The 23,758-nt window shown below is 40.9% G+C and carries 24 protein-coding genes; all 24 read left to right on the forward strand.

Features of this window, described 5'->3' with window-relative positions:
• Nucleotides 1-124: 124 nt before the first annotated feature.
• Complete coding sequence (gene murG / locus NST59_RS07415) at nucleotides 125-1,219, forward strand: undecaprenyldiphospho-muramoylpentapeptide beta-N-acetylglucosaminyltransferase (RefSeq protein ID WP_058837741.1); 1,095 nt, start codon at nucleotides 125-127, stop codon at nucleotides 1,217-1,219.
• 31 nt (nucleotides 1,220-1,250) lie between these two features.
• A complete protein-coding gene (gene murB / locus NST59_RS07420) occupies nucleotides 1,251-2,162 on the forward strand; it encodes a UDP-N-acetylmuramate dehydrogenase (RefSeq protein ID WP_041084933.1) in 912 nt (303 codons plus the stop codon).
• Between the two features lie 127 nt (nucleotides 2,163-2,289).
• Entirely contained in the window at nucleotides 2,290-3,069 is a 780-nt protein-coding gene (locus NST59_RS07425) for a cell division protein FtsQ/DivIB (RefSeq protein WP_039178345.1), read from the forward strand.
• Entirely contained in the window at nucleotides 3,066-3,755 is a 690-nt protein-coding gene (locus NST59_RS07430) for a DUF881 domain-containing protein (protein ID WP_039178348.1), read from the forward strand. The genes NST59_RS07425 and NST59_RS07430 overlap by 4 nt, the downstream gene beginning before the upstream one ends.
• 20 nt (nucleotides 3,756-3,775) lie before the next feature.
• A complete protein-coding gene (locus NST59_RS07435) occupies nucleotides 3,776-4,501 on the forward strand; it encodes a DUF881 domain-containing protein (protein WP_058837740.1) in 726 nt (241 codons plus the stop codon).
• Nucleotides 4,501-4,869 carry a small basic family protein gene (locus NST59_RS07440; protein WP_003210988.1) on the forward strand — a complete coding sequence of 123 codons (369 nt, stop codon included), beginning with the start codon at nucleotides 4,501-4,503 and terminating at the stop codon, nucleotides 4,867-4,869. The genes NST59_RS07435 and NST59_RS07440 overlap by 1 nt, the downstream gene beginning before the upstream one ends.
• Before the next feature lie 159 nt (nucleotides 4,870-5,028).
• The gene (gene ftsA, locus NST59_RS07445) at nucleotides 5,029-6,351 is read left to right on the forward strand and encodes a cell division protein FtsA (RefSeq protein WP_024424253.1); all 1,323 of its coding nucleotides are present in this window, start codon (nucleotides 5,029-5,031) and stop codon (nucleotides 6,349-6,351) included.
• 33 nt (nucleotides 6,352-6,384) lie between these two features.
• Nucleotides 6,385-7,530: a cell division protein FtsZ gene (gene ftsZ, locus NST59_RS07450; protein WP_024424252.1), complete on the forward strand. Its 1,146-nt coding sequence runs from the start codon at nucleotides 6,385-6,387 to the stop codon at nucleotides 7,528-7,530.
• A 303-nt stretch (nucleotides 7,531-7,833) separates the two neighbouring features.
• Nucleotides 7,834-12,150: a S8 family serine peptidase gene (locus NST59_RS07455; protein WP_445285723.1), complete on the forward strand. Its 4,317-nt coding sequence runs from the start codon at nucleotides 7,834-7,836 to the stop codon at nucleotides 12,148-12,150.
• 250 nt (nucleotides 12,151-12,400) lie between these two features.
• Nucleotides 12,401-13,330 carry a sigma-E processing peptidase SpoIIGA gene (spoIIGA, locus tag NST59_RS07460; RefSeq protein ID WP_039178359.1) on the forward strand — a complete coding sequence of 310 codons (930 nt, stop codon included), beginning with the start codon at nucleotides 12,401-12,403 and terminating at the stop codon, nucleotides 13,328-13,330.
• A 58-nt stretch (nucleotides 13,331-13,388) separates the two neighbouring features.
• On the forward strand, nucleotides 13,389-14,108 hold the full coding sequence (gene sigE / locus NST59_RS07465) for an RNA polymerase sporulation sigma factor SigE (RefSeq protein WP_007499746.1): 720 nt from the start codon (nucleotides 13,389-13,391) through the stop codon (nucleotides 14,106-14,108).
• Between the two features lie 143 nt (nucleotides 14,109-14,251).
• On the forward strand, nucleotides 14,252-15,031 hold the full coding sequence (gene sigG / locus NST59_RS07470) for an RNA polymerase sporulation sigma factor SigG (RefSeq protein ID WP_024424250.1): 780 nt from the start codon (nucleotides 14,252-14,254) through the stop codon (nucleotides 15,029-15,031).
• A gap of 151 nt (nucleotides 15,032-15,182) precedes the next feature.
• Complete coding sequence (locus NST59_RS07475) at nucleotides 15,183-16,121, forward strand: sugar-binding transcriptional regulator (RefSeq protein WP_039178363.1); 939 nt, start codon at nucleotides 15,183-15,185, stop codon at nucleotides 16,119-16,121.
• 244 nt (nucleotides 16,122-16,365) lie between these two features.
• Entirely contained in the window at nucleotides 16,366-17,610 is a 1,245-nt protein-coding gene (locus tag NST59_RS07480; protein ID WP_327841980.1) for an NAD(P)H-dependent oxidoreductase, read from the forward strand.
• A 12-nt stretch (nucleotides 17,611-17,622) separates the two neighbouring features.
• Nucleotides 17,623-18,054, forward strand: a complete 432-nt coding sequence (locus tag NST59_RS07485) for a transcriptional regulator GutM (RefSeq protein ID WP_039178369.1) — start codon at nucleotides 17,623-17,625, stop codon at nucleotides 18,052-18,054.
• 18 nt (nucleotides 18,055-18,072) lie between these two features.
• A complete protein-coding gene (gene srlA / locus NST59_RS07490; protein ID WP_003210918.1) occupies nucleotides 18,073-18,603 on the forward strand; it encodes a PTS glucitol/sorbitol transporter subunit IIC in 531 nt (176 codons plus the stop codon).
• A gap of 13 nt (nucleotides 18,604-18,616) precedes the next feature.
• Entirely contained in the window at nucleotides 18,617-19,627 is a 1,011-nt protein-coding gene (gene srlE, locus NST59_RS07495; RefSeq protein ID WP_024426936.1) for a PTS glucitol/sorbitol transporter subunit IIB, read from the forward strand.
• A gap of 26 nt (nucleotides 19,628-19,653) precedes the next feature.
• The gene (locus tag NST59_RS07500; protein WP_007499733.1) at nucleotides 19,654-20,010 is read left to right on the forward strand and encodes a PTS glucitol/sorbitol transporter subunit IIA; all 357 of its coding nucleotides are present in this window, start codon (nucleotides 19,654-19,656) and stop codon (nucleotides 20,008-20,010) included.
• A 128-nt stretch (nucleotides 20,011-20,138) separates the two neighbouring features.
• The gene (locus tag NST59_RS07505; RefSeq protein ID WP_039178373.1) at nucleotides 20,139-20,915 is read left to right on the forward strand and encodes an ABC transporter ATP-binding protein; all 777 of its coding nucleotides are present in this window, start codon (nucleotides 20,139-20,141) and stop codon (nucleotides 20,913-20,915) included.
• A 79-nt stretch (nucleotides 20,916-20,994) separates the two neighbouring features.
• Complete coding sequence (locus NST59_RS07510; RefSeq protein WP_008344958.1) at nucleotides 20,995-21,231, forward strand: YlmC/YmxH family sporulation protein; 237 nt, start codon at nucleotides 20,995-20,997, stop codon at nucleotides 21,229-21,231.
• A gap of 211 nt (nucleotides 21,232-21,442) precedes the next feature.
• Nucleotides 21,443-22,306: a peptidoglycan editing factor PgeF gene (gene pgeF / locus NST59_RS07515; RefSeq protein ID WP_039178375.1), complete on the forward strand. Its 864-nt coding sequence runs from the start codon at nucleotides 21,443-21,445 to the stop codon at nucleotides 22,304-22,306.
• Between the two features lie 6 nt (nucleotides 22,307-22,312).
• Entirely contained in the window at nucleotides 22,313-23,002 is a 690-nt protein-coding gene (locus tag NST59_RS07520) for a YggS family pyridoxal phosphate-dependent enzyme (protein ID WP_039183105.1), read from the forward strand.
• Between the two features lies 1 nt (nucleotide 23,003).
• Nucleotides 23,004-23,462, forward strand: coding sequence for a cell division protein SepF (gene sepF, locus NST59_RS07525; protein ID WP_003212271.1), 459 nt, complete (start codon nucleotides 23,004-23,006; stop codon nucleotides 23,460-23,462).
• A gap of 6 nt (nucleotides 23,463-23,468) precedes the next feature.
• Nucleotides 23,469-23,750 carry a YggT family protein gene (locus tag NST59_RS07530; RefSeq protein ID WP_041084921.1) on the forward strand — a complete coding sequence of 94 codons (282 nt, stop codon included), beginning with the start codon at nucleotides 23,469-23,471 and terminating at the stop codon, nucleotides 23,748-23,750.
• The last annotated feature ends 8 nt before the right edge of the window (nucleotides 23,751-23,758 follow it).

A 23,758-nucleotide genomic window follows, 5' to 3' on the forward strand; every position in this document is an offset into this window, starting at 1 on the left:
GACAGCTTTCGTATTGAAAACATGTTTTTTTGACTCTTCTTTACAGGTTTTAACGGAGCCCTGTTGTTTAAAACAGGGTTTATACTTTGTTCAGAGCAGAAAAAAATTGAGGGGAAATGGTATAATGCGTATAGTAATCAGTGGAGGCGGAACAGGCGGACATATTTATCCGGCCTTAGCTTTTATTAAAGAAGTGAAAAGACTGCATCCTAATGTAGAATTTTTATATATTGGTACTGAAAATGGACTTGAAAAGAAAATTGTAGAAAGAGAAAATATCCCTTTCAAGTCCATAGAAATTTCAGGTTTTAAAAGAAAGCTTTCCTTTGATAACGTAAAAACGGTGATGAGATTTCTAAAGGGCGTTCAAAAAAGTAAATCTTACTTAAAAGAATTCAAGCCAGATGCGGTCATTGGAACAGGTGGTTATGTGTGCGGCCCTGTTGTTTATGCAGCTTCTAAGCTGAAAATCCCGACTATTATTCACGAACAGAACAGTCTGCCTGGAATCACAAATAAGTTTCTGGCGAGATATGTTGATAAGGTAGCCATCTGTTTTGAAGAAGCAAAGGAACATTTTCCTTCTGAAAAGGTTGTATTTACGGGAAACCCTAGAGCCTCTGAAGTCGTCTCTATAAAAGAGGGGAAATCTCTTAAAGAGTTTGGGCTGGATGAAAAGAAAAAAACAGTTCTTATTTTTGGCGGGAGCCGGGGGGCTGCACCGATTAATAGAGCAGTCATTGACATGCAAAATGAATTAAAGGCTAAGAACTATCAGCTTTTATATATCACAGGTGAGGTTCATTATGAAAAAGTGCTGAACGAACTAAAGGAAAAAGATGCAGCACCTAATATGATCACAAAGCCTTTCTTGCACCAAATGCCGGAGTACTTGAAATCAATTGATGTGATTGTTGCAAGAGCGGGTGCCACAACGATTGCTGAAGTGACAGCCCTTGGAATCCCAACTATTTTTATTCCAAGCCCATACGTCACAGCAAATCATCAGGAAATTAATGCAAGATCATTAGAAAAGCATGACGCTGCAATCGTTTTAAGAGAATCAGAGCTTTCTGGAGAGAGCCTCCTTCATGCCATTGATGAAATTGCTGGTAATGAAGAAAAATTAAACGAAATGAGCCGCTTAACAAAAGAACTGGGAGTACCAGATGCGGCTGGACGTTTATATAATGTATTAAAAGAAATTACGACTACATGATGGAATGATATTAGGTAAGGCGGAGGGTAATATGGAGAACTTGAAGAATGAATTATTAGAAGCGCAAGTCGGTAAAGTGCTTGAAAATGAGCCGCTTGCAAATCATACGACAATGAAAATAGGCGGGCCGGCAGATCTATTGATTGTTCCTAAAGATATCGATGCAGTTAAAACGATCATGGATCAGATAAAAAAACACCACGCGGACTGGACGGTTATTGGGAGAGGGTCGAATTTACTCGTACTTGATAAAGGAATACGTGGCGTTGTCCTGAAGTTAGGTGCTGGACTTGATCATTTAACTGTAAATGATGAAGAAATTACAGTTGGCGGCGGCTATTCGGTTGTAAGGCTTGCAACGTCTCTTAGTAAGCAGGGTCTTTCAGGGCTGGAGTTTGCAGCTGGTATCCCGGGATCTATTGGCGGTGCTGTTTATATGAACGCAGGTGCGCACGGATCTGATATCAGTAAGATCCTTGTGAAAGCGAGAATCTTATTTGAAGATGGCAGCATCGAGTGGCTAACAAATGAGCAGATGAACTTTAGCTATAGAACATCTGTCCTTCAAAAGGAACGACCAGGCATTGTTCTCGAGGCCGTGTTTAAGCTCAAACAGGATGATCGCGAGAAAATCACAAAGAAAATGCAGCAAAATAAAGACTATCGTAAGGAAACACAGCCTTATAATCGACCATGTGCCGGAAGTATTTTTCGAAATCCGCTGCCTGAATATGCAGGACAGCTTGTAGAAAAAGCGAATTTAAAAGGGTACCAAATTGGCGGAGCAAGAATCTCTGATATGCATGGCAACTTTATTGTGAACGCTGGTGGTGCTACTGCTCAAGACGTGCTGGACTTAATTCAGTACATCCAAAAGAAAATTAAAGATGACTACAATGTAGATATGCATACAGAAGTAGAAATTATCGGTGAAGCAAATTAAAAGCTAGTTTTTATGAATGATGGCATCACAGGAAAACAAACGGCATGAAAGAATGCCGTTTGTTTTCTCATCAAAATGATGACCCAAAGGTGTGGACAAGCAGCTTTGAATGGGGTGAAGAATATACATGCGACCTGATCATGAAAATGAAAAGATCGTCAATATAGAAGAACGAATTCCTAAAATTAAAGAACAAAGGAAGCAGAAAGCGAACCGGAGACTAATCTCTTTTATTCTACTGTTTTTTATCATGGTTTTAATCATTATTTATTTGCAGACACCAATCAGTAAAATTTCTTCTTTAACTATTACGGGTAACGAGCATGTCCCTACAAAACAGCTTGTGAAACTTTCTCAAATCAAAGAAGGCGAAACAGAGTTTTGGAATTTAAATAAAGATTTAACAGCAGATCATATTAAACAAAACAAACTGATTAAAAGTGTCAGTATCAAAAAACATTTTCCAAATAAGGTCAGTATTGCTGTCAAAGAATATGCCAATATTGCGTATCTTCAAAAGGGAAATCTATACTATGAGCTTCTTGAAAATGGGACAGCATTACCAGAAGAAGTCACACCAAGTCATGCAGGACCTATTTTTGTGGATTGGGACAATAAAGAGAAGCTGAAGCAAACTGTAAGATCTTTAAATCAGCTGCCAGCCTCTATTCAGGAACTCATCTCGGAAATATATTATGTGCCGACAAGCTCAAACCAATGGCTCGTTAAATTTTATATGAATGATGGGAACACTGTGATTGCATCAATTAAAACATTCGCTGATAAAATGGAAACCTATCCTGCCATTGTAAAAGAACTTTCACCTTCTGAAAAAGGCACAATCCATATGGAAGTCGCGACGTATTTTGAAGCGTTTAAATCTAAGAAAAAGGAAGATGAACGTTGAGAGGCAAAACAGTTATATTCTCAATTGTAATGCTTGTTCTTGGTTTTCTGATTTCTTTTTCATACCAATATACTAAGCAGCATCAGGCAGAGGTCATTCGCACAGAGCAATGGAAAAAAGAATACTCCTTGAAAAGTCAGCTGACAAAGCAAGAAAAGGCGAATCAGAAACTTGAAAAAGAATTATACAGCCTTCAATCACAGGTTCAAGCCACTGAGTCCAATTTGAAAAATGAAAAAGAGCAGTATTTTAATGTATTGGAAGATGTTGAGAAATACAGGATGTTTACAGGAGAGATCGGCGTAAAAGGAAAAGGGGTAAAAGTATCCCTTGAAGATGCATCTTATATCCCGAGTGGACAAAATGTCAATAATTACATTGTTCATGAGAGCCACATTTTTCATGTGATAAACGAACTGTTTATATCAGGGGCCTCTGCCGTATCTATTAACGGACAGAGAATTACACACCAATCATACATACATTGCAACGGCCCAGTTGTCACAGTTGACGGTGTTCAGCATCCAGCGCCGTTTGTCATTTCTGCTATCGGTGATCCGGCTGTGTTAATACCTGCATTAAATATTGCAGGAGGAGTGGTCGATCAGCTGACAAGTGATCATATTTCGATGACGATTGAAAAAAAGGATATTCGTATGAATCCTCTTTTAAAACACAAAGATTAAAAGTGAAAAGGTGAGTGGTGTTGAGGAAAAAGAAGCCTTTACTTAGTTTGACAGTCTTAATGGTGATATTCGGCATCATGGTCTCCATCCAATTTAACTCATTGCAAAAGCCCAAAGTTCGTGATACTCGCGATGTGTGGGAGCTAAGAGAGGATTTATCTGCATCTAAAAGTAAAGAATTGGATTTACTGAAAGAAATTGATAAATATGATGAAATGCTGAAAAAGTATGGTCATCAAGGTGATCAATCAAAAGAAGCTCAACTAACAAAAACATTAAAAGATTTAAAAGAAAAGGCTGGTTTTACAGAAGTGACAGGAGAGGGAATTGAAGTTGATATCTCTCAGCTCTTCTCAAAGGATCTGACTGGAGAAGAAGTGAAAAATATCCCGCCTGATCTTCTGAAAAAGCTAATCAACGAAGCCAATATGTATGGGGCAAAGCATATTTCCATTAATGACCACCGTGTGATTAATACTAGTGTGATTCGAGATATTAATGGCACGACAAAAATGGATGGCTACAGCTTAGATGGTGATGAAGTGACCATCAAGATGATCAGCGACCAGGCCGACAAATTATACAGCCGTTTAAATGTATCAGATATTGCTGATTTGTTTGCTCAGGAAAATTTCGGCTTGAGTATTAGCCAGCCAAAGCAACAAATACAATTAAAAGCATATGACGGTGCAATTCAGGTAAACGAGTTGAAGCCTCTTGACGATGTAAAGGAGGGGAAATCTTAATGTGGCTTCCTGTACTTGGCTTAATCATAGGAGTTGCGATCGGTTTCTTAACAAATTTTACGATACCGAATGAGTATTCTAATTATCTTTCCCTCGCTGTACTTGCTGCACTTGATACATTGATTGGTGGAATCAGGGCACATCTGCAAGGGGCATACGATGAACTAGTGTTTGTATCAGGCTTCTTTTTTAATATTATACTTGCAATAAGTTTAGCTTTTCTGGGCGTCCATCTTGGTGTAGACTTGTATTTAGTCGGAATGTTTGCTTTCGGCGTTAGATTGTTTCAAAATATAGCAGTTATTCGAAGAATTCTACTAACTAAATGGACAATTTCTAGAGAAAAAAAGAAAAAAAGTGAGTCATAAAAAAGGATATACATATGATGTAACGAATATTTTCAGTAATCCTAATAAAAAATGTTGATTTTTTAAGTTTTGTTACACACTTGTAAAAACACATTCATTGTATTGTTGTTCAGCAAATAATAGAATAGAAAGTATTGATATGTGAGGAGGTGCCATAGAATGAACAACAATGAAATTTACGTCAGCCTTGACATCGGTACATCCAATATTAAAGTCATCGTCGGAGAAATGGCGGATGATTCGCTTAACATTATAGGTGTTGGAAATGTCCCTTCAGAAGGGTTAAAAAAAGGATCGATTGTTGATATAGATGAGACAGTTCATTCTATTAGACAAGCATTTGAACAGGCTGAAAGAATGGTAGGTTTTCCTTTACAAAAGGCGATTGTCGGAATTAACGGAAACCACATTCATATTCAGAATACGAGCGGCGTGGTCGCAGTATCTAGTGAAAACAAAGAAATACATGCTGAAGATGTGAGACGTGTCTTAGATGCTGCACAGGTAGTATCTATTCCTCAAGAACATCTCGTCGTAGACGTCATCCCGAGGCAATTTATCGTCGACGGAAGAGATGAGATCACTGATCCGAAAAAAATGCTTGGTGTTCGGCTAGAGGTGGATGGATCGTTAATTACAGGTTCTAAAACGATTCTACATAACTGGCTCCGATGTGTAGAGAGAGCTGGAATTGAAATTATGGATATTTGCTTGCAGCCGCTCGCATCGGGCTCAGCAGCATTATCGAAAGATGAAAAAAATCTAGGGGTAGCTCTCGTCGATATTGGCGGCGGATCTACAACGATTTCCGTATTTGAAAACGGGCATCTCTATTCTACTCACAGTATCCCTTTGGGCGGAGAGAACATTACAAAAGATTTGTCTATAGGACTTAGAACTTCTACTGAAGAAGCTGAACGAATCAAAAAACAATTTGGACATGCGTTTTATGATGAGGCATCGTCTGAGGAAACATTTGAAGTTTCTGTCATCGGTACCGATCAGAAACAGACGTATACACAGCTTGAAGCGGCCAATATCATCGAAGCTCGGCTGGAAGAAATCTTGCTCTTTGTGGCAGAGGAATTAAGAAATATGGGTGTCCATGATTTGCCTGGCGGATTCGTTCTAACAGGTGGACAGGCAGCTATACCAGGTATCCTTTCTCTTGCACAAACGGTCTTGCAAAACAATGTTAGAATTGCAAGTCCGAATTATATTGGGGTGAGAGAACCTCAGTATATGACAGGAGTGGGTCTGATCCACTTTGCTTATCGCAATGCAAAGATTCAGGGCAGACAGGTTGGATTCCAAATGCCGGATGAGGCGTTTCATGAAGTAGGCGCATCCATGGAGCCGGTTTCTTCTGCACCACAAGTAAAAGAAGCGCAGCCAAGACCGAAAGTAAAACAAAAAGCACAAGAAGAGACAAATAAAAAACCGGGCAAAATGAAAAAACTATTTAATATGTTCTGGGAATAGAATTAGATTTTCGACGGATTAGGAGGATTCAGCATGTTGGAGTTTGAAACAAATATAGACGGCCTAGCATCAATTAAAGTAATCGGAGTAGGTGGAGGCGGAAATAACGCTGTCAACCGAATGATCGAAAATGACGTACAAGGTGTCGATTTCATTGCAGTTAATACAGATGCACAGGCGTTAAATCTATCAAAAGCAGAAACGAAAATGCAAATCGGTGCTAAGCTGACAAGAGGGCTTGGAGCAGGTGCGAATCCTGAAGTCGGTAAAAAAGCTGCTGAGGAAAGCAAAGAACAGATTGAAGAAGTATTAAAAGGCGCAGACATGGTCTTTGTTACTGCTGGTATGGGCGGTGGAACTGGTACGGGTGCTGCACCTGTCATTGCAAAAATCGCAAAAGATTCTGGTGCATTGACAGTTGGAGTCGTGACTCGTCCTTTCACATTTGAAGGAAGAAAACGTCAGCTTCAAGCAGTAGAAGGAATTGCTTCTATGAAAGAAGCAGTTGACACATTAATTGTGATTCCAAACGATCGCTTGCTTGAAATTGTTGATAAAAACACGCCAATGCTTGAAGCATTCCGTGCAGCAGATAACGTACTACGACAAGGTGTTCAAGGGATCTCAGATCTTATTGCTACACCAGGTTTAATCAACCTTGACTTTGCTGACGTGAAAACGATCATGTCTAATAAAGGTTCTGCTCTTATGGGTATTGGTGTCGCAACAGGTGAAAATCGTGCTGCTGAAGCTGCGAAGAAAGCTATTTCTTCACCGCTTCTGGAAACGGCAATCGATGGTGCACAAGGTGTCATCATGAATATTACTGGTGGTACGAACCTAAGCCTTTATGAGGTACAAGAAGCAGCGGACATTGTTGCTTCTGCATCTGACGAAGATGTAAACATGATTTTCGGGTCTGTCATTAATGATAACTTGAAGGATGAAATTGTGGTAACCGTGATCGCAACTGGATTTATTGAGCAAGAGCCAGAGGTGACAAAACCACAAAGAAATCCATTAGGACAAGGATTAAAGCAAAATCAATCCATTCCTCAAAAGCGTGAAGTGAAACGTGAGGAGCATCAGCAGCCATCATCTCAGCCGAGACAAAATACACAATCAAGCGATGATACGCTGGATATCCCAACGTTCTTGCGCAATCGTAATAAACGCTAATCAAGTATTACTCATCCCCTTCCATTGGAAGGGGATTTTTTTCATGTCTCATATATAAAGAAACCCGTATGACTACTAATCAAAAAGTCTTAAATCTGTCTGGGTCACTTCATTCAAAATATGTATTTTGGCTTAGAGTGATTAAGTAAAAAGAATCATTTTTAAATCCTATTACAAAAAGCGACAAAATGATGATCTTTATTTGACTACATTAAATAGAACACCATGAATCTTGTCATGAACAAAGGAAAGGGAGGAGTGAGACCCGCACTCTGTTTGACCATTTGAGGAGGAGGGATTTGATTGAAAGTGAAGTTTCACAAAACCGCCGGCTATCGTTTGATGAGTCTTTTGGTGATTGGTACTTTAACGATGACAAGCTTTGGGATGGTTCAAGCAAAATCGACTTCTACCTCATATCAAGAGGAAGCTGTTTCCTCCAAGAAAACAAAAGCCAAGATCTCATCTAGGTTAATGAAACAGTTTCAACAAGAAGACAAGGTGACCTTTTTAGTCAAAATGAAGGAACAAACAAATGTCAAAAAAGTGGCGAAGGATGCTGTGTCAAAAGCAAAAAAACAGAAGTTAACAGCTGCTAAAACGCAGTACACAAAAAGATCAGCTGTTGTATCAGAACTAAGAGCAACATCTGAAGAGACGCAGGAAGCGCTGCTTGCTTATTTACAAAAGGCACAAAAGAAAAAGCAAGTGAAGGATATTCATTCGTACTATATTGTGAATGGTCTCGCTGTGACGGGAACGAAAGAAGTCATGGAAAAGGTTGCTTCCTTCCCAGAAGTAGATCAAGTGCTCCCAAATGAAATCCGTCAAATTCATCGTCCTGTTGATTTGAAGACTTCAAAGCCGAACAAACAAATCAAAGCAGCAGATGGAATCGAGTGGAATATTTCTCAAGTTCATGCCCCAGAAGCATGGGCTTTAGGCTATGACGGTACTGGTACCGTTGTGGCAAGTATTGATACAGGTGTGGAATGGGATCATCCTGCATTAAAAGAAAAGTACCGCGGATTTGATCCTGCACGTCCGAATGAACCTTCACATGAATTCAATTGGTACGATGCAACGACAGGTTCTGAAACGCCATACGATGATTTAGAGCATGGTACACATGTGACGGGAACGATGGTTGGCTCTGAGCCAAATGGAGAGAATCAAATTGGCGTCGCACCAGGTGCAAAATGGATTGCGGTGAAAGCTTTCTCAGAAGATGGTGGATCAGATGCTGATCTGCTTGACGCAGGTGAATGGATTTTAGCCCCAAAAGATGAAAACGGAAACCCTCATCCAGAAAAGGCACCTGACGTAGTGAATAATTCTTGGGGCGGCGGGCCTGGTCTTGATGATTGGTATAAAGATGTGGTCAATGCTTGGAGAGCGGCAGACATCTTCCCAGAGTTTTCAGCTGGTAATACGGATTTATTTAACCCTGGCGGTGAGGGATCTATTGCAAATCCTGCGAACTATCCAGAAGCCTTTGCGACGGGTGCAACAGATCAAAACAACAAATTGGGTTCTTTCTCTTTGCAAGGTCCCTCTCCATATGGCGTCATGAAACCAGATATTGCGGCCCCAGGGGTAAACATTCGTTCTTCTATACCTGGAAAAGGGTATGAGGATGGCTGGAATGGAACCTCGATGGCAGGTCCGCATGTTTCAGCTGTTGTGGCTCTTCTTCGCCAAGTACAGTCAGATCTGTCTGTGGAAGAGATCGAAGAAATTCTCATTGATACTGCAAAGCCGCTGACAGATCAGCAATTCCCGGAATCCCCTAACAATGGCTATGGGGCAGGATTAGTTGATGCAAGAGAGGCGATCACAGCATTAACAGATGGAATTGGCAAGATTGAAGGACAGGTAACAAAAGAAGGAGAAGATACAGAACCACCTGTTTTTTCTCATAAAGGACCGAATGAAATTTTTGCCTCTACGCCAACTCCTCTAAGCATCACAGCCGAAGATGAAGTAGCTGTGACAAATGTCTCCTTGAGCTATCAAGTGGATCAAGGGAAAAGGGAGACGCTGCAAGCAAAACGTACGGATGGAAATCATTTAAAGGGGACATATGTTGTCCAGCTGCCAGAACTTGAGGGAGAAAACGTCACGTACCGATGGATTGTGAAAGATTTTGGAGAAAATGAAGCCGCATCAGAACCGTATACGCTTCCGATTAAAACATCCATCACGACTGGCTACTCGCAAGATTTTGAAGCGTGGCCTAGTGGATGGTTCAGTGGTGGAACAAAAGATCCTTGGCAGTGGGGAAAGCCGACCACAGGTCCGAAACAAGCCTTTACTGGAGATCATGTCTACGCCACGAACCTAGACAGTCCTTATGAAAATCAAACAGATGCTCATTTATCCATGCCGATGATTGCTGTACCTGAGTCAGGCTCCTCCTTTTTACAATATCAATACTGGCATGACCTTGAAGCAAATTATGACTATGTGCATATTCATGTGCAGCCTGAGGGGGAAGATGCTGTCCAGGTGGCAGCCTATACAGGTAAAACAAGTGCATGGACAAAAGGAGAAGTTGATTTATCGGCCTACAAAGGTCAAAATGTGAGGGTTATTTTTCAGCTCAGAACGGATGGCAGTGTGACAAAAGACGGTTTTTATTTAGATGATGTGAAAATAACAGATCAAGCTCTGCCTCAAAAGGCAAAGAAACAACTTGGCATCATCAAAAAAGAAAAGCCTGCACAGGAGCAGAAGAAACCCGTCGATCCAAAAAGGGCAAAGCCTGCTAAAATAAAAGAAAAACATGTCCAGATGAAAAAGGAAAAAAGCTTAGATGCTCCGTCTATCAAAGCTCTTCCGATGAAGGCAGAAATCAGTGTTCTTGAAAGCGGCAAGTCCACGTACACAGATGAAGCGACAGGGAGATATCAGCTTTCTCATGGTGCAGGGGAGTTTACAGTGAAAGCTGAAGCATATGGATTTGAATCACGCACCCAAAAAGTCAATATTTCCTCAAATGACACGGCAGAGGCGAATTTCTCTTTGCAGCCACTTGAGAAACGAACGATCTCCGGCACAATTGTAAACGAAACAACGGGTGAAAAAGTCAAGGATGCCACGGTTTATCTTGTAGAAGATGCGAAAATTGAGCCGGTCAAAACAGATGAATCTGGCGAGTTTTCTCTAGAGGCATTGAGCGGTGTGTATACAGTCAAAGTATTTGCGAAAGGGTTTAAAGGATATTCGTTTACAGCGGATGTGACAGAAAAGCCGCTTGAAAAAGCAATTAAGCTTGAACCATTCATCGGTTTTGCTGGCGAAATTGGCTACGATGACGGAACAGCTGAAAATGCGCGGGCGTTCTATGATCCTGGCAATGGCTGGGCGGTGAAATTTTCATTAGAAAAGGGGAAGAAACAAGCGCAAGTCACAGGTGGGCTTTTCCGTTTCTGGACAACAGAGTGGCCAGCCCCTGGCGGGAATGAATTTGCGGTTGAAGTGTATGATGCATCCGGGAAGGACGGCGCTCCAGGTGAGAAAGTCGCTGGACCTTTCAAAGCGAATGCGCTGCGCAATGGTGAATGGACAAAAGTAGATTTAGAAGATCAAGCCATTACGGTGGAGGGAGATTTCTACCTTGTCTATATTCAAACGAAAAAGAATACGGAATCTCCAGGCCTTGCAACAGATGAAGATGGACCAAATGCTGAAAGAAGTTGGCAGCTGACAAGCGGTGCCTTTTCTCCTTCTCCAAAAGAAGAGGGAAATTATATGATTCGTGCGCTTGTCCAATATGAAGCAGATGTACCAGAAATAACGTCTCCAAAAGCAGGAACGGTCACGAACAAAGATGAACTGGAGATTGAAGGAAAAGCCTCTCCAGGGCTTGATGTAGCGATCTATCAAAATGATGAAGAGATTGCCAAAGTAAAAGCAGACCAGTCAGGTGTTTTCAAAGAGAAGGTCACAGTGTCAAGCGGAGAGCATGTATTCACGGCTGCTACTGTTACGGATAAAGGCGCAACGAAAAAATCCAAATCAGTAAAGGTGATCATTGATCAAACAGCCCCAGCGTTAACGATAGATACACCGAAAAAAGGGGAAAAGTCTAACAAAGAATCTCTCACTGTAGAAGGAAAGGTAACGGATGATCATCTTGATCAAGTCACTGTGGATGGAAAAAAGGCAGCAATAAAAGATGGGAAATATACTGCAAGAATACTGCTTGAAAACGGGAAAAATACGATCAAAGTAACAGCGAAAGATGCAGCAGGAAACAAAACGACTAAAAAAGTCGATATCGATGTTCAATACGAAGCACCTGAAATTTCGAAGCTGACCCCAGCAGAGAATGTCAATCTATCATCAGGTGAGTCTGTTAAAATTTCATTTCACAGCAGAGAAAAGTTAGACGCAACGTTTGTCATTCATATGCCGCTGACAAATGCTAGATCAAAGCTGCAAAATACAACAGAGCTGCCGCTTCGCGAGGTAGCTAACGGAACATATGAAGGCTACTGGACAGCTACCTCTACTGCCAAAGCAAAAGGTGCAGTCATTGAAGTGATTGTGCGGGATGATTATGGAAATGTCACACGACAAAAGGCTCCAGGCACATTAAATATCAATGAAAAATAATCCTTGAAAAAAGGCACGACTCCTAGGAGTGTGTCTTTTTCATTTCGAACAATTGTTTGAAGGCTTGTCCAGGAGCACACTCCCTTGCTTTACGCTCTCATTCCTCGACAAAAACAATAACAATCCACCAAAAGTTCTCTATCATCCCCAACAAGAATTGACAGACTTCCATCTCATGGCTGTTTTATACTGGTACAAACAAGTGCAAGTACTGCTTTTGATTCTTTGTTTCAGATGAAAGGAGCAGAAGGTGGTCATTTATTTAGATGTGATTTGGCTGTTAAACTTTTGTTTTGATCTATTGCTTCTCTTACTCACTGCATTTATTCTCAAACGACAAGTAAAAAAAAGGCGATATATGTTAGGAGCTCTGATTGGATCGAGCATTGTTCTCTTGCTCTTTACACCATTTGCAATGTTTGTGTCACACCCTCTAGGCAAACTGCTTTTTTCTGTCTTGATCGTGCTTGCAACTTTTGGATTTCAAAGATTTCGTTCCTTTTTTCAAAACCTGTTTGCTTTTTACTTTGTCACATTTTTGATGGGAGGAGGCATGATCGGGGTTCATTCGTTTTTACAAACCAATACTGTTATTCAAAACGGGCTGCTGATTTCACAAAATGATGGATTTGGTGATCCCATTAGCTGGCTTTTCGTTTTAACTGGCTTTCCTGCGATTTGGCTCTTTTCAAAGAAAAGATTAGGAGAGGTCGGTGCGAAAAAAAGACAGTTTGATGAACAAGTACTTGTGGAGATACACATTCACGGAGAGACCATCCGGCTAAAGGGACTCGTCGATTCTGGCAATCAGCTGTATGATCCTATGACGAAAACACCTGTGATGATTGTTCAGGCCGATCAGCTCATGTCCATTTGCGGAGAGCCTTTTATAGAGCTTATGAAGCAGTCTCATCCTGTTGAAGTGATGCAAAAGCTAGATGATCGATTTCCGCTTCTTGATCGTTTAAGACTTGTTCCATATCGAGCGGTCGGTCATGATCACGGGTTTCTTCTATGCTTAAAACCAGATACGGTCATCATTTATTCAAAAACACATATGATCCAGCCAGCCAAGTGTTTTGTAGGCATGAGTCTAAGCGGTTTATCAGCAGATCAGGAATTTCAATCCATCATTCATCCAGATATGTTAGACGGAAAAATCATCCAAGGGGTGTCTTAAGTTTTGGTGATGTCTTTTATCTTACGAGGTCAACTTGACATTTAGAAGGGAGAAGAAGATGAAAAAATTAAAATTTAAACTCACTTACTACTGGTATAAACTCCTCATGAAGCTAGGTCTAAAGAGTGATGAGATTTATTATATTGGTGGTAGTGAGGCGCTGCCGCCGCCATTATCAAAGGATGAAGAGCAGGAACTGCTTGTCAAATTACCAAAAGGTGATCAAACAGCAAGAGCCATCCTGATCGAAAGAAATTTGCGGTTGGTGGTCTACATCGCAAGAAAATTTGAAAACACAGGGATTAATATAGAGGATTTAATTAGTATTGGAACCATTGGCCTGATTAAGGCGGTCAATACATTTAACCCAGAAAAAAAGATCAAGCTCGCGACATATGCTTCGAGATGTATTGAAAATGAGATTTTGATGTATTTGCGCCGGAATAATAAAATTCGTTCAGAAGTGTCGTTTGATGAGCCGCTCAATATTGATTGGGACGGAAATGAACTGCTTTTATCAGACGTCCTTGGAACAGATGATGATATTATCACGCGGGATATTGAAGCAAATGTAGATAAAAAACTTTTGAAAAAAGCGCTGGAGCAATTAAATGACCGCGAAAAGCAGATCATGGAGCTCAGGTTCGGTTTGGTCGGCGGCGAAGAAAAAACCCAAAAAGATGTCGCTGACATGCTAGGAATTTCTCAATCGTATATTTCGAGGCTTGAAAAAAGAATTATTAAACGATTACAAAAAGAATTTAACAAAATGGTCTAAAAAAATTTTTTTGAAAGCTCTGTCCCTTTGCTGTCAAAGGAATCAACTTCTTTTCTCATGATTCTCATCATCACTCGTGCATATTTTTCCATCCCAAGGAGATACTGAACTTTGTACAACAGCTCCTGTAGGGAGGGAAAAAAGTGTCCAGAAATAAAGTGGAAATCTGCGGAGTCGACACCTCCAAACTGCCTGTTCTGAAAAACGAAGAGATGAGAAAATTGTTCAGACAGCTGCAAGATGAAGGTGACGATACAGCAAGAGAAAAGCTAGTCAATGGCAATTTGCGGTTGGTTTTAAGTGTGATTCAGCGTTTTAACAACAGAGGCGAGTATGTGGATGATCTCTTCCAAGTAGGCTGTATCGGATTAATGAAATCAATTGATAATTTTGATTTAAGCCACAATGTCAGATTTTCAACTTATGCGGTCCCTATGATCATAGGAGAAATCCGTCGATACTTGCGTGATAACAACCCGATTCGGGTGTCTCGTTCACTAAGAGATATTGCCTATAAAGCGCTTCAGGTCCGTGAGAGGCTGATTAGTGAGACAAGCAAGGAGCCAACGGCAGAAGACATTGCCAAAGTGCTGGAAGTGCCTCATGAGGAAATTGTCTTTGCCCTAGATGCGATTCAAGATCCTGTTTCTTTGTTTGAACCGATTTATAATGACGGAGGAGATCCGATTTATGTGATGGATCAAATTAGTGATGATCGGAACAAAGACACACAATGGGTAGAGGAATTAGCCTTAAAAGAGGGAATGCGCCGATTGAATGATCGAGAAAAAATGATTCTCCGCAAACGTTTCTTCCAAGGAAAAACGCAAATGGAAGTCGCTGAAGAGATCGGGATTTCTCAAGCACAAGTCTCAAGACTTGAAAAAGCAGCCATCAAACAAATGAATAAAAATATCTTTTAAAGCCGCCGCTTCATGTGCGGCTTTTTTCATTCTTGTGAGAGAGCACGTCTCTAGTATTGACTCTGTTATTTTTTTCATTTAATCTGTTTTTAACAAATGTTATTTTAGATATCATTTGTTAGGGAACACTTAAGCGGAAAGAAGGGTTATTATGACATTCCATGATGAAAGAAGGCTGCTCATAAAGGTTGCGCATATGTATTATGAAGAAGGCGCCACTCAATCTAAAATAGCAGAAGCTGTTGGGGTTAGCCGTTCGCTCATATCGAAATATTTGGCAAAAGCACGTGAAGCAGGAATCGTGGAAATCATTATTCATGATGAAGTGAATCAACAATATGGATCATTAGAAAGAAAAATAGAGCGGAAATATGGGCTGCGAGAAGTCGTCTGTGTGGAAACGCTCAGCCAAGAAACAACCAAAAGCCGAATCGGCGCTGCAGCGGCAGGCTTTTTGTTAAAAGTAATAAAGGATGGACAAGTTATCGGTTTTTCCTCAGGAACCACTTTGCATGAAATGGCGAAAGCGCTTACGTCAGTTCAGCACTTTCCATCCGTGACATTTGTTCCGCTTGTCGGGGGTGTGGGAAACGAAGATGTTGATATCCACGCCAACTATATTATTGCAAGGTGCACAGAAGCACTCAAATCTAAATGTGAGTTTTTACATGTGCCTGTTATGCTTGATACGAAAGAAGCGAAGGACGTACTAATCCGGCAGCCATCAATCAAAAAAGTGATTAAACTAGGAGAATCATCAAATATTGCGGTTGTCGGAATTGGCGGGGTTCCGCAGCATTCAACGATGGTGAAATCTTATATGACAAGCGGTGAGGAGGATATTCTTCAAGCGAAGGATGTGGCGGGTGACATTTGCTATAACTTTATTGATCATCAAGGGGAAGTGTATCCCCACCCGTGGAACGACCGGGTAATGGGCATAAGCCCGCAAAAGCTGAAGGAAATCCCGCTAGTCATTGGTGTCGCTGGAGGCGAAGAGAAAATTGAAGCGATCAGGGCAGCATTAGAAGGTGGATTAATTCATGTATTAATTACGGATGAACGAACAGGAGATGCCTTGTTAAAGTAACTACCTAATCATATTAGGTAGTTTTTTTGAGTCTTTAGACTCAAAAAGATTGAAAATTTTATCGATTTTAGCTTGACACAAAGTTGACACATCATATAAACTAAGTTCATAACAAATGATAAATAAAATAACAAATGTTACAAGAAACAGATTTTTGTTAATTTTTATAACATTTGTTAAAAGTTTCAGATTATTTTTCTAGCAATCTACCCGAGAAGCAAGAAAACCTGAAAGGATGATTTTTATGTCAATCTATCAACAATTGTTAGCTCGAGAACGCAGTGGAGATCCAATCAAAGTAGGCATTATTGGGGCAGGCCAAATGGGCTTTGGACTCATTTCACAAATTTCTAAAATTCCTGGCATGATTGTAGCAGGTGTTTGTGATATTCACCTTAGTGCAGCAGAGAAGGCAGCGAATTTTTACAAGCTGCATGCGAAGCCGCATCAAATGGTCGTCACAAATGATTATAGAGAAGTGATTCAATCAGATTTTGTGGAAGTAGTTGTAGATGCAACAGGTGTTCCAGAAGTCGGAGCAAACATTTCTTTGGAAGCGCTTAATTCAAAAAAACATCTCGTTCTTTTAAATGTAGAAGTTGATATTACCATCGGTTTGGTGATGCATAAATTATTCACAAATGCAGGACTTGTTTACTCTGGATCAGCTGGTGACGAACCGGCAGCAACACTAGAATTATATGAATTTGCGAAAACAATGGGACTTGAGGTGCTCGTTGCTGGGAAAGGCAAGAACAACCCATTCTTCCCAGAAGCAAATCCAGATACGTGTAAAGCAGAAGCAGATAGTAAACATATGAGTGCACATATGCTCGCTGCCTTCCAAGACGGAACAAAAACAATGGCAGAAATGAACTTATTAAGTAACGCGACAGGGCTTTTGCCAGATAAAGTCGGTATGCACGGAGTCGAAGCAAATTTAGAGAATGTAGCAGATAAATTGAATCAAAAACAACAAGGCGGCGTGCTCGATAACTTCGGAGTCGTTGAATATGTAAATGGGCTAGCACCAGGCGTATTCGTTATCGTCAAGAGTGATCTTGAGCCAGTAGATGAAGAGCTTCGTTACTTAAAAGTTGGAAAAGGTCCTCACTACACGCTTTACCGTCCCTTCCATTTAGCGAGTCTTGAAACACCTGTTACCATCGCCAAAGCGGTCTTACAGCATGACTCATCGATCCACCCGATTGGTGTACCAGTGTCAGAAACAGTCGCTGTTGCGAAAAGAGATATTCAAGCAGGAGAATCACTTGACGGAATTGGCGGATACTCCGTAAGAGGTGTACTTGAAACGCATCAAGACATGAAATCGAACGGTCATATTCCAATTGGCTTAATCAGCGGAAAAGTCGTAGCGAAAAAAGACATCAAATTAGGACAGTTCCTCACTCATGATGATGTAGAGCTTGATTCAAACACAACGGTTTGGAAGCTGCGTTCATTACAAGATCACTTATTTCAATCATAAGGACGTGAAGCTATGGAAAAATTAGCAATCGTACTTTGTATCATTCTCATCGTGCAGTATGGATTATCTTTTATTCAGATCAAGTATTACCGCAAAAGCATGGACTCACTAATTGATGACTACAGAGGGAAACAGGGATATCACTTATTTTCAGGAATGGAACGGCGCAAAGTTGGCCCTGGGGCCATTGCGCTCATCATTGTGGATGAATCGTATATCATTCAAAAATGTCATGTGCTTGGCGGCGTGTCGATCTTATCTAAATTTAAAGAAGTTCCTTCATATGAAGGAAAGCATGTAGGGGCTGTGCTGGACGAGCACCACATGATGAAGAAAACATTGAAAAAACGTAAAAAGACGCCAGCTGTCATGCAAGCACTATCCATGGCGGCTGAGCAGGCACTTGTCTCGATTTCGAAAAAAAATATAACAAATGTGAACTAAAGAAAGGGGAGATGAAACATGGAATGGATTCAATGGTTTGGAGAGCACTTTATCGGAATGTTTGAAGCCGGCGGAAAGCAATTCATGGGTCTTGTTACAGGTATCGTTCCAACGCTTGTTGTGTTACTTACTTTCACTTATGCTGTCATGAAATTTATTGGAGAAGAGCGAGTGAATAGAGCCATTCAGTTTGCAGCGAAGTATACCATTTTGCGCTACACGTTAATGCCGATCTTATCCGTTCTTATTTTGACAAACCCAATGGCTTATACGTTTGGCCGCTTCTTACCTGAAAAACAAAAACCAGCATTCTATGATTCAGCTGTTTCATTTGTTCATCCGGTGACATCACTGTTCCCGTATGCCAACGCAGGAGAACTATTTGTCTACTTGGGAATTGCGAACGGGATTAAAGAAGCTGGATATTCAATGTCAGAGCTTGCTGTTCGTTACTTCTTAGTCGGGATCGTCGTCATTTTACTACGCGGAATCATTACTGAATGGATTACAAAATATTTAGCAGGAAAAATGAAAGCGAATTCACAATAGGGGAGGGTTAGACATGACAAACCACAAAGTATTTGTTGCAAAAGGTGCTGGCGGATGGGGAGAAGGCTTAGAGCTTGAACCAACTGGTAAAAGAAGAAAGGTTGTTTCCATTACAGGTGGAGGCATTCACCCAGTTGCACGTAAAATTGCAGAAATGACAGGGACAGAAGCATGTGACGGCTTTAAAAACTCCATACCAGAAGATGAAATGATGTGTGTTGTCATTGACTGCGGAGGAACAGCGCGAATCGGACTTTATCCAATGAAACGCATTCCTACTGTAGACGTTTTGGCATCCTCTCCTTCTGGACCGCTTGCTAAACATATTACAGAAGATATCTTCGTATCAGGCGTAACAGAAAAAGATATTTCCTATGCAGAAGCATCTGATGGTGAGGCAAAAGCAGAAGGTCAGGAAAACAGTGAGTCGATTGACAAAGAGAATTTCAAAGAGACGTATGCAAAGCTGAAAGAGGAAAATATCGAGCGGCAGGAAAAAGGCAATTTTCTGATGAGATTCTCGCGTGGAATTGGGAAAGTCACCGGTACGTTCTACCAGGCTGGCCGTGATTCGGTTGATATGCTTTTGAAAAACATTATTCCATTCATGGCATTTGTCAGTATGTTAATTGGAATTATCAATTATACAAAAATTGGTGACCTGATTGCCCATTTTCTATCACCTTTGGCAGGATCTCTTTGGGGGCTCTTACTGCTCGTAGTGGTCTGTACATTGCCGTTCCTATCACCAGTCTTAGGACCTGGAGCAGTCATTGCCCAAGTTATCGGCGTTCTGATTGGTAGTCAAATCGCACTAGGAAACATTCCGCCTCAATTTGCACTTCCTGCACTATTTGCCATCAACGGTCAAGTAGGGTGTGATTTTATTCCAGTGGGGCTGTCACTTGGTGAAGCGAAGCCGGAAACGGTACAATATGGGGTACCAGCTGTTTTGTATAGCCGTCTCATTACAGGGGTTCTATCTGTTGTGATCGCATACGTTGCTAGCTTCGGTATGTATTAAACGTATTAAAGGAGGAATCGAGATACATGGTAACACAATCTGTCGTAAAAGAAATTGGGATCTTAGTCCCGCAATTTAAAGAAGATAAGCTGATTGTATTATTTGGACCCGCAGCGCCGCAGGAATTAAGAGATATGTCTGTCATTCATGAGTTCGAACATCTAGAAGAAGAGCCGCTGAAGCTGGGCGGAACCATTCAAGTGGGCGATCAAACGTACACGATCACAGCCCTCGGCAATAAAGCAAATGACAACTTTAAAGAGCTCGGCCATATTTCGATCTACTTCCAAGAGCCGTTTGATGATGTATTACCAGGAGCTGTATTTGCATCCCCGCACACGTTTCCTGATATAAAAGAAGGCGTACGAATTGAAATTTCGTAACCATAAAAAAAGCTGTTCCTAAAAAGGAGCAGCTTTTTTACATGAGGTTTACCAGAAAGAGCATTTGCGATATGCTGTAAACATTCATTATTTGTATATTCAGAATTTTTACTCAGGAGGAAGTTATCGTGTCACTTGAATTGAAGAATGTTTCATTAAAACGAAATGGGAAATGGCTGCTTGAGTCTATTGACTGGCAGGTGAACAAGCAGGAACACTGGGTACTTTACGGTTTAAATGGTGCGGGGAAAACCGCATTATTAAATATGCTCTGCTCTTATTATTTCCCCACGTCAGGCGAGATGACAGTGCTGGGACATGTCTTTGGCAAGGAGGCTCTTGGTGAAAAGCTCAGGAGGAAAATTGGACTCATCTCAGCAGGACTTGAAAAGAAATTGCACAGAGACGACAATGCTTTTGAAATTGTGCTGAGCGGCGCATTTGCTTCTATCGGGCTTTATGAAACCCCGACAGATGAAATGAGAGAGAAAGCCATTGATCTATTAAAAGCATTTGGTTCATTCAAATATGCCAACAGAACTTATGAAACACTCTCACAGGGAGAGAAGCAAAAAGTCTTGATTGCGAGAGCTTTAATGAATGATCCGCAGCTCTTGATTTTAGATGAACCTGTGACGGGTCTTGATTTTCTAGCAAGAGAGCAAGTGCTGGAGACCATCTCATTGATTGCAGCAAAGCCTGATGCGCCTACTTTGCTCTATACGACCCATCATGCAGAGGAGATTCTGCCTGTTTTTCAGCATACCTTATTATTAAAAAATGGATCTGTTTTTGATCAAGGAGAAACAAAAGAGATGATGACAAGCGGCCTGCTTTCTTCTTTTTTTGAATGTCCGGTAGATGTCATGTGGAGAAATGGCCGTCCGCATTTAAGTAAATTGTAGATAAAAGAAACTATTGGTCTGCGTCCCTGCTTTTCCATCATACATATTATAGTAGAAAACGAAAGGCGGGGAAGGACAGATGATCAGCATTTCTGAATTCCAAATCAAGGATGTCGTCGATGTATCCAGCGGGAAAAAACTAGGTACCATTGGGGACATTGATATTAATGTCACAAGCGGCAAAATCCAAGCGATTATTATTGGCGGCACAGGTAAAATGATGGGATTTTTCGGAAAAGAAGAGGAAATGATTGTCCCATGGCGAAATATAGTAAAAATTGGCGAAGATGTGATACTTGTCCGCTTGTCTTCTTAATTCGTATAACTCCTCAATGAATCATTCAATTTTTCCTTAAAATAAACTCTTCATTCTTAGCAAACAATGTCTTTTTCGGGTAAAAAGATTACGTTTTCATATCAATTTGAAAAAAAACCTGCAGAAAGGGCACATTTGAGTGTAATATTTAATGAATCCCACTAACTGTCTATGTATGTCTTGTGGTAAAATAGGAGCGAAATAAAGAGAGATGAATGAAAGGTGGGAGGCAGCTTTGACACACAAATATGACCCCTTTCAGCAGAAATCACCATATGCAATGACCATTCATGATTGGACGAACATGACATGTTCTGGTAAAGAGGTATTGGCCGGATTTACAACAAAAAATGGCGGCTTCAGCCTTACTCCATATCAATCATTGAACACTGGACTCCATGTAGGAGACGATGCTTCTAGTGTTCAAATGAATCGTCAAGTCATAGCAGATGCTGCTGCTGTGCCGCTCTCTGATTGGGTGTTTGCAGACCAAACACACGAGGATCGCATCCTGAAAGTCACCAAGGAGCAAAGAGGAAGAGGAAGTCTTCATTATGATGAGGCACTGCCAGGTACAGACGGTTTATATACGTCTGAGACGAACATGATGCTCGCTCTTTGTTTCGCTGATTGTGTTCCGCTTTATTTTCTAGCTCCGCAAAACGGATTAATTGGAACGGCTCATGCCGGCTGGAAAGGAACCGTCAAGCAAATTGGTGCAAAGATGGTTGATGTATGGGTCAGCCAAGAAGGTGCCAAGGTCGATCAGATTCAAGTCGTCATTGGACCATCCATTGGCAGCTGCTGCTACATAGTCGATGACGTCGTCATGGATCAAGTGAAACAGCTTCCTTTTTCAACAGAGGATGTGTATTCCGAGATTTCACAAGGACAATATAAAATTGATTTGAAAACACTAAACAAAAACGTATTGCTTCATGCAGGAATAAAAGAAGAAAACATACATGTCAGTTCGATGTGCACAAGCTGCAATGATCAGCTTTTCTTCTCACACCGGCGTGATCAAGGGAAAACAGGACGTATGATGTCTTTTGTCGGGTTTAAGGAGGCATAAGTGCAATTGAATGTACGAGAGAATCTCAGACAAATAAATGAACAAATAAACGAAGCATGTAAAAGAGCCGGTAGACAACCAGCAGATGTATCAGTCGTCGCTGTGACAAAATATGTCTCGATTGAACGAGCACTAGAAGCCAAGGAAGCAGGGATTGTGCACTTTGGTGAAAATCGAGACCAAGGGTTACTTGAAAAGCAGGCGGCCATAACCGATGAAAACATTAACTGGCACTTTATCGGCAGTTTACAAACACGAAAAGTGAAATCAGTCATTCAGACAATTGACTACTTACATTCGCTCGACAGAATGTCTCTTGCGAATGAAATTGAAAAAAGAGCGGATCACACAGTTCGCTGTTTTGTACAAGTGAACACATCACTTGAGGAGTCAAAACACGGCTTGAAAAGTGAAGACGTCATTCCATTTGTGAAGCAGCTCGCTGATTTCAAACAGATTGAAATTGCAGGACTGATGACGATGGCTCCATTTACAGAGGATCACACTGTGATTCGCAACTGTTTTAAAGCATTAAAAAACCTTCAAGAAGAAGTAAAACATCTTAACCAAGTAAATGCACCTTGTCAGCATTTATCGATGGGCATGTCAAATGATTTTGAAATCGCAATTGAAGAAGGTGCGACATTCGTTCGGATTGGCTCTTCACTTGTTGGAAATGAAACAGGAGGTGCGTGACATGAGCATAAAAAATAAGTTTAAAAGCTTTTTCACTCTCGACGATGAAGAGTATGAGTACGAATATATTGATGAAGAAAGAGAACCCGTTCAAGAAGAAAAAGGAACGAAGGACAAAGCAGCATTTCAAGAGCGCCCGCAGACAGGAAAACAAAATGTTGTCAGCTTGCAAAGCGTGCAGAAATCCTCTAAAGTGGTGTTAAGTGAGCCGCGTGTTTATGCAGAAGCGCAGGAGATTGCAGACCATATTAAAAACAGACGTGCAGTCGTCGTGAATTTGCAGCGCATTCAGCATGATCAAGCAAAGCGAATCATTGACTTCTTAAGCGGAACCGTTTATGCAATCGGTGGAGACATCCAGCGTATTGGCTCGAATATATTCCTCTGCACACCTGATAATGTAGATGTATCTGGCACAATATCAGAGCTATTGACAGAGGAAGAACCTCAGAGGTGGTAAATCATAGTGATTCTAAATTTCATTTTTAATATTTTAGGAACGGTATTAACGATTTACTCATTCGCGATTATTATTTACATCTTTATGTCATGGGTGCCATCTGCAAGAGAAACTGTGTTTGGCCGTTTTCTGACAAATATTTGCGAACCGTATTTAGAACCATTTCGTAAAATTATTCCGCCAATCGGTATGATTGACATCTCGCCGATTGTGGCATTGCTTGTGATTCGCTTTGCTTCAGAATATGGATTGAGAGGTCTTTATCAAATGATTGCAGGAATCATGTAAACAGGCTG

It is taken from the genome of Bacillus sp. FSL R5-0439 (assembly GCF_038008805.1).
Taxonomy (GTDB): Bacteria; Bacillota; Bacilli; order Bacillales; family Bacillaceae; genus Bacillus; species Bacillus safensis.

Excerpts from the sequence above, each read along its gene's own strand:
- NST59_RS07475 (WP_039178363.1), top strand. The coding sequence starts at position 15,183 with ATGACATTCCATGATGAAAGAAGGCTGCTCATAAAGGTTGCGCATATG.
- ftsZ (WP_024424252.1), top strand. The coding sequence starts at position 6,385 with ATGTTGGAGTTTGAAACAAATATAGACGGCCTAGCATCAATTAAAGTA.
- ftsA (WP_024424253.1), top strand. The coding sequence starts at position 5,029 with ATGAACAACAATGAAATTTACGTCAGCCTTGACATCGGTACATCCAAT.
- NST59_RS07440 (WP_003210988.1), top strand. The coding sequence starts at position 4,501 with ATGTGGCTTCCTGTACTTGGCTTAATCATAGGAGTTGCGATCGGTTTC.
- NST59_RS07500 (WP_007499733.1), top strand. The coding sequence starts at position 19,654 with ATGGTAACACAATCTGTCGTAAAAGAAATTGGGATCTTAGTCCCGCAA.
- murB (WP_041084933.1), top strand. The coding sequence starts at position 1,251 with ATGGAGAACTTGAAGAATGAATTATTAGAAGCGCAAGTCGGTAAAGTG.
- NST59_RS07480 (WP_327841980.1), top strand. The coding sequence starts at position 16,366 with ATGTCAATCTATCAACAATTGTTAGCTCGAGAACGCAGTGGAGATCCA.
- NST59_RS07485 (WP_039178369.1), top strand. The coding sequence starts at position 17,623 with ATGGAAAAATTAGCAATCGTACTTTGTATCATTCTCATCGTGCAGTAT.
- sepF (WP_003212271.1), top strand. The coding sequence starts at position 23,004 with ATGAGCATAAAAAATAAGTTTAAAAGCTTTTTCACTCTCGACGATGAA.
- NST59_RS07510 (WP_008344958.1), top strand. The coding sequence starts at position 20,995 with ATGATCAGCATTTCTGAATTCCAAATCAAGGATGTCGTCGATGTATCC.
- sigE (WP_007499746.1), top strand. The coding sequence starts at position 13,389 with ATGAAAAAATTAAAATTTAAACTCACTTACTACTGGTATAAACTCCTC.
- srlA (WP_003210918.1), top strand. The coding sequence starts at position 18,073 with ATGGAATGGATTCAATGGTTTGGAGAGCACTTTATCGGAATGTTTGAA.
- NST59_RS07425 (WP_039178345.1), top strand. The coding sequence starts at position 2,290 with ATGCGACCTGATCATGAAAATGAAAAGATCGTCAATATAGAAGAACGA.
- pgeF (WP_039178375.1), top strand. The coding sequence starts at position 21,443 with ATGAATGAAAGGTGGGAGGCAGCTTTGACACACAAATATGACCCCTTT.
- srlE (WP_024426936.1), top strand. The coding sequence starts at position 18,617 with ATGACAAACCACAAAGTATTTGTTGCAAAAGGTGCTGGCGGATGGGGA.
- murG (WP_058837741.1), top strand. The coding sequence starts at position 125 with ATGCGTATAGTAATCAGTGGAGGCGGAACAGGCGGACATATTTATCCG.